Origin of the sequence: Pseudomonas sp. REP124 (assembly GCF_020164475.1) — a bacterium.
Lineage (GTDB): Bacteria > Pseudomonadota > Gammaproteobacteria > Pseudomonadales > Pseudomonadaceae > Aquipseudomonas.
Genome location: NZ_JAIQWX010000081.1, coordinates 22352 through 28351, shown reverse-complemented (window position 1 = coordinate 28351; position 6000 = coordinate 22352). Strand labels below are relative to the sequence as shown.

At 59.9% G+C, this 6000-nt stretch carries 4 protein-coding genes and 1 rRNA gene; 1 reads left to right on the top strand and 4 read right to left on the bottom strand.

Annotation, left to right across the window (positions count from 1 at the left end):
* Positions 1-85: 85 nt before the first annotated feature.
* A 5S ribosomal RNA gene (gene rrf, locus K9857_RS19170) occupies positions 86-201 on the top strand.
* A gap of 67 nt (positions 202-268) precedes the next feature.
* Here rrf and K9857_RS19165 read toward each other — a convergent pair.
* The 4 genes from K9857_RS19165 to K9857_RS19150 are packed head-to-tail and all read right to left on the bottom strand — an operon-like array spanning position 269 to position 5884.
* A complete protein-coding gene (locus K9857_RS19165) occupies positions 269-730 on the bottom strand; it encodes an SRPBCC family protein (RefSeq protein ID WP_224538286.1) in 462 nt (153 codons plus the stop codon).
* Between the two features lie 30 nt (positions 731-760).
* A complete protein-coding gene (locus K9857_RS19160) occupies positions 761-4168 on the bottom strand; it encodes a non-ribosomal peptide synthetase (RefSeq protein WP_224538285.1) in 3408 nt (1135 codons plus the stop codon).
* 13 nt (positions 4169-4181) lie between these two features.
* A complete protein-coding gene (locus K9857_RS19155) occupies positions 4182-5111 on the bottom strand; it encodes a diiron oxygenase (RefSeq protein ID WP_224538283.1) in 930 nt (309 codons plus the stop codon).
* Complete coding sequence (locus K9857_RS19150) at positions 5108-5884, bottom strand: DUF3050 domain-containing protein (protein WP_224538282.1); 777 nt, start codon at positions 5882-5884, stop codon at positions 5108-5110. The genes K9857_RS19155 and K9857_RS19150 overlap by 4 nt, the downstream gene beginning before the upstream one ends.
* Positions 5885-6000 lie beyond the last annotated feature (116 nt).

Sequence of the window (6000 nt, the reverse complement as noted above, 5' to 3'; positions counted from 1 at the left end):
AAAAGCAGTTGGGGTTTTGTCTTTTAGTAAGAGTCACCAATTTTCGCCGGCACGTTACGCTCGTAACGGACTGGTCACAGAATTTCTTGACGACAATAGAGCATTGGAACCACCTGATCCCATCCCGAACTCAGCAGTGAAACGATGCATCGCCGATGGTAGTGTGGGGTTTCCCCATGTGAGAGTAGGTCATCGTCAAGATTGAATTCCAAAACCCCTGTCTGCTAACGCAGACAGGGGTTTTGTCTTTCCGGGCCAGTAAAACGCGTCAAGCAAACAGCTTCGACACATTCCCCATCGCATCATCCGCGAACCCTTGAACGAATTCCTTGAACCCACCTTCGGCATCGCCCTGCGCAGGCTCGGCAATGATGCTCCAGGTCGCAATGCAAATACCTGAACTCAAAGGCTCAACCCGCATCGCCGCCCAAAGATTAGCCACCCCCAGCGTGTTGTAGATCGTGGTCCACGTCATACACATAGCCGTGTCATCGCGAGAGTTGAGTTGCTCCACCACCAGATTGCCGTCCTTGAAGAACTTCTTGCGAAGGGACGACACGCCATCCCCCGTCATCTCGATATGCGACAGCGCCGGGATGAATCGCTCGAATCCGGCAAAATTGCCGACCACCGCCCACACCTGCGCAGCATCGGCCGCAACCTCCACCGAAGAAACCACATGGCAGCCTTGAGGGTTTTTGATCAGCGTATCGGGTTTCAGATTGATCATGGTTTTGCTCCATTTCCTGGTTGTGATGAATCAGATGAAATTGATTTCCTTGAGGTACTCGCAGCCACGGCGCAGCAGCGCCGCTGACTTCTCCGGATAACGCGCACCCATCTGCCGCACACCGGCCTGGGCGTTGTCGTGGCCAATCATCGAGATGTCGCCGATGTCTTCCTCGAAGCCGTTGAGATAAAACCCAAGCACCCCGAACAACGCGTTATCGCTATCGACCCGGCCCAACTGCTGCTGCCAGTCGGCGACGCTGACCAAAGAGAATTCCCGGCCGCTCTCACGAAAGGACGCCACGTAACTGTCCCAACTCAACGGCTCGGGGTTGTGCAGGTTGAACACCGCTTTTTCCGGCTGATAGCGGCTGGCATGAAAGGCGATGAAGCGGGCGAGAAAATCCACCGGCATCAAATCGAAATTGAGCGCGAACTCCGGCACCTGGCCGAGCTGAATCGACCCCTTGAGCATCAGCATCAAGCGATTCTTGTGGGGCTGACACACGCCCGTGAGGCTGTTGAAACTGATATTGCCGGGGCGATAGAGATTGACCCACACACCGAGCGCACGAGCCCGCTCCAGAATCCGCTCCCCCACCCACTTGGACAGGTTGTAACCATTCTTGATGTAGATCGGCGGAGTCTGCGCGGCAGGCAACTCAAGCACCCGACCCTCGCTGGTAATCGTGCTGGACGCCGAGAGCGTCGAGACGAAATTGAAGATCTTCTTGCTGCGCCCTTCACACAGTCGCAGGCACTCGAAAATCGGCTCGACGTTGTCCCGAGCCAGCGACTCGTAATCGAGCACATGGTTGACGTTGGCAGCGTTGTGCACCAGCGCGCCGAACTCTCGATCCAGCCGCTCGTAAACCGCCTGTGAGAGCCCCAGGGATGGCTGCGTGATGTCTGCCGCGTAAACCCTCACCCGACTCAGATCCAGGTGCTCTAAACGGTTCTCTCGCAACGCCAGAGCGAAACGCTCTGCAGCCGACCGCCCACCACCGTCGCGTACCAGGCAAGCTACCTCGCTCGCTCCCCAGGCCAACAACGCTTCGACGATATGCACCCCGACAAAACTGTTGGCACCGGTCACGATCACCTTGTGCACATCGCCCATTTGCCCGACAGGCAGTGGCTGTACCGTCAGCTCACGGGAGGCGTCGGCCAGGGCCTGTTCGCTCAGCACCTCTTCGCTACCGCAGCCGCGAACCAGCGTCGCCAGCTTCGCGATCGTAGGAAGCTCGATGAACCGGTTTATCGAAATGCTGCGCCCGAATTCCTCACGCAAACGCAGCAACATGCGCGACAGCAGGATCGAATGGCCGCCCAGGTTGAAAAAGCTTTCATCGGTCGAAATATCGCTCGCCGGCAGGTCCAACAAGTCAGCCCAGATCTCCAGCAAACGCGCTTCATCGGCGCTGGCCGGCAGACGTCGCGCCACCAGCTCACTGACACTCACTGGCAGCTCCAGCAGCGCCTTGCGATCAACCTTGCCGTTACTTGCATAGGGCATGCACGCAAGCTCGGTCCACGCAACGGGCCGCATGTAGTCCGGCAAACAATCGGTGGCATGTGCCTTCAGCGTTTCCAGAGCAACACCAGGCTGAGGCTGTGCAAGGAAGGCCAGAATCCGTCGCTGACTGTCGATCACCACCGCCACCTGACGATACAACCCGGCGTCCCGCAGGCAGCGCTCAATCTCCTCCGGCTCGACCCGAAACCCGCGAATCTTCACCTGATTGTCCCGCCGCCCACACAACTCGATCCCGCCAGCAGTCCACCTCGCCATATCCCCCGTGCGATAAACACGAAGGCTTCGTCCATCCGGTAGATTCAGGTCCAAATAGCGCGAAGAGGTCTGCTGCGGATTGTTCAGATACCCCAGGCACACCCCGGGCCCGACGATGTACAACTCGCCGACCGTCTGCTCGATCACCGGCTGCATATCCTCATCGAGAATCAGCACCTGGCTGTTGGCGATCGGCTCACCCAAACACCGATTGTGATCGCCCGCCTGCAATCGACGCGCTGTGATCAGCACCGTGGCTTCAGTAGGCCCATAGAGGTTGTAAAGCTTGCCCTGGCGGCTCAGTTGCTCGATAACCCAAGGCTCGCAGACATCGCCCCCGGTCATCACATGCTCGAGTTCACGCAGCTGCTCCAGCGGCAGGATGCTCAGCAGTGCCGGTGGCAAGAATGCGTGGCTCAGCCGATGCTGGCGGATCAGCTCCACCAGTTGCAGCGGGTCGCGACGCTGATCGTCGTCGGGCACGATCAGCTCGGCGCCTTGCAGCAGGGTCGGGAAGATATCGATCAGCGATGAGTCGAAACTCAGGGAAGAAAACTGCAGTACCCGACTTTGCTCGTTCAGGTGCACGTAGTCGGCGTACCACGCTGTGAAGTGCGCGAGGTTGGTCTGGCTGAGCAGCACGCCTTTGGGGTGGCCGGTGGTGCCCGAGGTGTAGAGCGCCATGCACGGCGCGTCGAGATCGAGACGACGGCGCATCAGCGGTTGATCGAGACTCACCCCTTCGGCATCGATAGCGGTGATGTCCAGCCCCGGCATATCAATCGCCAGCGGATGCTGTCCGTCATGCAGCAGCAACACCGCGCCGGCGTTCGACAGAATGTATTGCTGACGTTGCAGCGGATGGCTCGGCTCCAGCGGCAGGTACACCGCGCCGCACCCCAGCACCGCCAGGATCCCCGCATACAGCGCACTGCATTTTGGCAGACAGATGCCCACCACCGGCGGTCCTTCCAGAGAGTCAAGCAACGGCTGCAAACGCTGCTGTATCGCACAACTCAATGCATGCAATTGGCGATAGTCCAACACGCTTCCCCCAACATTCAGCGCCGGTCGCCGGGCAGACTGAATGAAACGCTGCTCAAGCCGCTCGATCATCGGTATCTGAGCAATGGCCAGCAGCCGGGGATCAGCCGTCGCGTTGAGCCGATGGACGAAGGCCAGGCTGTCCAGAAACAGCAGATTCTCAACCGATTCGAAGTGAGGACAAACCGCAGATTCGGCGAGCCTGAAATATTCGGCGTCCCGCGAGTAGCGACTCACCAGCAAACTCACCTGATCCACCAGTTCCGCCAGAGCCCTCAAGCGCAGCGCCTGACCGTTGCCCGAAGGCTCATCGGCCATCGGCACTCGACTCAACCATCTGGAATCGACTGCGCATAACAGATCCAGCGAAGGCAAACCCGAGGCACCGGCCAGACCAATGCCCACTTGCAGCGTCAGGCGCGGCGCATCAATGGACACCTGCCAGTCGAGGCTCAAGTCATCGATCAGCAGACCCGCCCCAAGCGGCACAGGCCCATCGAGCGATTTCAAGCTCGTCAGCGCATGTCCATGTTGCTCCAGTTCCAGCCCCAGGTCGGTCAAGGCCTGGCTTCGTCCAATCAGCAGAATGTCGAGACGTCTCATGGTGTACTCCTCGTCAGATCAGGTAGTCGCTCAAGGCGCTTTGCACGCACGACGAATCGAGCAGTGAACTGCTGCGCAGGAACCGCACGATGTTGGCCACCAGCGGGTGATGGCGATTGATCGGGTAGGCCAGCCCGGACGCCTCGCTCCTCAAGGCCAGGCGCGCGGCGTCGCTGATCGGCAAGGCCTCGATCAGGCGCAGGTCGAAGGACTTCTGGATGTCGTTGGTCAGGTAATGGCCGATGAACACCGGCAGGATCTGTGCGATGCACTGGCGGTCTGCTTCGCTCGCGGTGTGCCAGTAGATGCGCACCATCCGCGTCCAGAAACCGGAGTGCCGGCCTTCGTCGAGCAAGTGATCGGCCATCAGCCCCTTGATCGATTGCTTGACCGTGTCGTCCTTGGCGAACGCCGCGACGTCGCCGGTCACGGTGTTCTCGGCAATGGCCACGCAGATCAACTCCACCGCGCTGCGCAGGTGCATCGGTGCCAGAGCGATGGCCGCCGGGATCGCCCGGCTCAGTTCGATTTCATCCGGCAGCTCGATGGGTGCGATGCCGGTCATGGCGACCGTCTGCTGCATGAAGTCCATGGCCACCAGCGCGTGGTAATCCTCGTCGATGACCACGGTCATGGCGTCGTAGCGGCAGGCGAACGGGAAGGCCAGGTCGAAGCGGTTCTTGGCGATGCTGCGGGCGGTCTTGTCGACGATCTCGGTTTCGAAAATCACCACATCGTTGATGAATTTGTACAGCGTCTGCACCAGCGCGAAATCCCGTTGCCCGGGACACTCGCGCAGGAAGGTTTCACTCAGCACCAGCGGCTGGCGGCTCAAGGGGTAGATCAGCTTGTCGTCGTTCTCCAGCACACGGCGCGGGCGGGTGCGGATGGTGGCGCGGCTCTCCCAGGTGTCGGCGAACGACAGGTAGTCGGCGGCGTTCATGCGTTCACCTCCACCAGCGCTTCGCTCATGCTCAGGCGCAGGCCGTCCCACAGCGCAATGCGGCTTTCCACCGCGGCGAGCGCGCTGGCGTACACCTCCTGTTCTCGTTGCGGATCGCCATCGACCAGGCGTGCGAGAAGTTTTTCCGCGGCGGGGCCGTGGTCCTCGGAGTCGACTTCGATGTGTCGCTCCAGGTAATAGCGAAAGGTCGGGGCCTGTTCGATGCCGATGCCCCAGTCATCGAGAATGCGTTGGAACATCTGCGGGATCACGCTCTCGCGACCATGCAGAAACGCCGCCGCAACGCTGTGGCCCGGCGCATGCAGCGCGGTGTGCAGGGTATGGCGAACGAAGCGCGCCGCGGCCGGCTCGACCTCCACGCTTTGCAGCGCCACGTCATAGCTCACGCCTTCCTGTTGCAAGGCCACGAAGCGCTCCACGGTGGCAGTGCAGGCACCGACTTCGCGCATGGCATCCAGATACAACTCGAAATGGCTGTAGTGCCCCTGGGCCGGCCGGTCATCGGACTCCTCACCCAGCACGATTTCATTGATCAGCCGCGCCGCTTGGGGATCGCGCGGTGGCAGCCAGGGCAAGCGGGTGCAGGTCAGCTCCTGCTGCAGGCGTTTGGTCAGCGACATGAAGTCCCACACGGCGAAGACATGGCTTTCCATGAAGCGCTGCAATATCGAAAGTGAATTGATTTCGGAGAAGATCGGGTGCGAACTTAGTTCGGCTTTCCTTTGTTCCAGAAGTTCTTTGGTGGCGTTCATGGATAATCCCTTCAATGATCGGAAGTTGTGTTCGGCTATTGGCGTTTCGTGATTTAAAGTTTTCTACTGGCGAACAAATGCCCCGGCAGGACTAATGCCTGCAAGTTCTGGTCATG